The organism is Micromonospora sp. MH33, from assembly GCF_003013775.1.
Lineage (GTDB): Bacteria > Actinomycetota > Actinomycetes > Mycobacteriales > Micromonosporaceae > Micromonospora > Micromonospora fulviviridis.
Genome location: NZ_MUYZ01000625.1, coordinates 1 through 1,476, shown reverse-complemented (window position 1 = coordinate 1,476; position 1,476 = coordinate 1). Strand labels below are relative to the sequence as shown.

General features: G+C 78.0%; 1 protein-coding gene. It reads right to left on the bottom strand.

Annotated features, from left to right (window positions below):
* On the bottom strand, positions 1-1,476 hold a 1,476-nt coding region (locus B0E53_RS36465), incomplete at both ends, for a polyketide synthase dehydratase domain-containing protein (protein WP_210406368.1).

Sequence of the window (1,476 nt, the reverse complement as noted above, 5' to 3'; positions counted from 1 at the left end):
GGGTGTGCAGGACGAGCCGGGTCTGTTCCAGCCGCGGCTCGGCGAGCCACCGCTGCACCAGCGCCAGGGCGTCGCGGGCCGCGTCGTGCGCGTCCGCGTCGGCCCGCGACGGGTCGGCGTCCGGGCCGGCCCGCAGGTCGACCACCACCTCCGGTACGTCGGCGGCGGCGTCCAGCGTGTCGATCAGCGCCGCCAGGTCCGGGTGGCTCGCCACCGGGTGCCCGGCGGCGGCCAGCGCGTCGGCCAGGCCGAGGGGATCGTCGCCGAGCAGCGCCCAGCGCGTCGTGTTCCCGGCGGCCGCCTCGATCGCCGGCAGCGGCGTCCAGTCCAGGTGGAACACCGAGGTGCGCCGCAGCGCGGCGGCCTCGTCGGCCCGGCCGGCGGCGACCGGGCGGAAGGTCAGCGACTCCACCGTGACGACGGGCTGACCGGCCGGGTCGGCCAGCGTGACGGCGACCGTGTCCGGGCCGAGCGCCCGCAGCCGCACCCGCAGCCGGGTGGCGCCGTGGGCGTGCAGCGCGACCGAGCGGAAGGCGAACGGCAACCAGCCGGCGCCGTCCGCGTCCCCCGGGTTGCCGAGCAGCGCGCCGGGCCCGGCGGCCTGGAGGGCCGCGTCGAACAGGGCCGGGTGCAGGCCGAACCGGGACGCCTCGGCGGCGTCCGCGTCGGGCAGCGCCACCTCGGCGTACACCTCGTCGTCGCGACGCCACACCCGGCGCAGGCACCGGAACGCGGGGCCGTAGCCGAGGCCCGCCTCGGCCGTGTGCGCGTACCAGGCGTCGAGGTCGGTGTCGACCTCGACGGCGCCGGCCGGCGGCCACTCGCCCGGGACGACCGCGGGGTCGGGCATCTGCGGCAGCAGCAGGCCCTCCGCGTGCCGGATCCACTCCGCGTCGCCGCCCTCCTCGGGGCGGGAGTGCACGGTGACGGTCCGCTCGCCGGTGTCGCCGGGCGCGCCGACGCGCACCTGCACCTGGACGGCGCCGGTGGCGGGCAGCACGAGCGGGCTGATCAGGGTCAGGTCGCCCACCTGACCGGCGTCGACCTCGTCGCCCGCGCGGACCACCATGTCCATGAGGCCGGTGCCGGGAACGATCACCGCCCCGCCGACGACGTGGTCGGCCAGCCACGGGTGGGTACGCACGGACAGCCGCCCGGTGAGCACCACCGTCTGGTCGTCGGCGACCGGTACGGCCGCGCTGAGCAGCGGGTGCCCGGCGTCCTGGAGCCCGGCCGCGCTGACGTCCCGCACCTGGTGGGCGGGGGCCGTCAGCCAGTAGCGGCGCCGGTCGAAGGCGTAGGTGGGCAGGTCGACGGTCGGGGTGGGTGCCAGGACCTTGGTCAGGTCGACGGGCAGGCCGAGGGTGTGGGCGGTCGCGAGGCTGGTCAGCAGGCGGCTCGGGTCGTCCTCACCCCGGCGCAGCGTGCCCAGGGTGTGCCCGGCCGTGCCGGTGTCATCCAGGATCGCCGCGACCG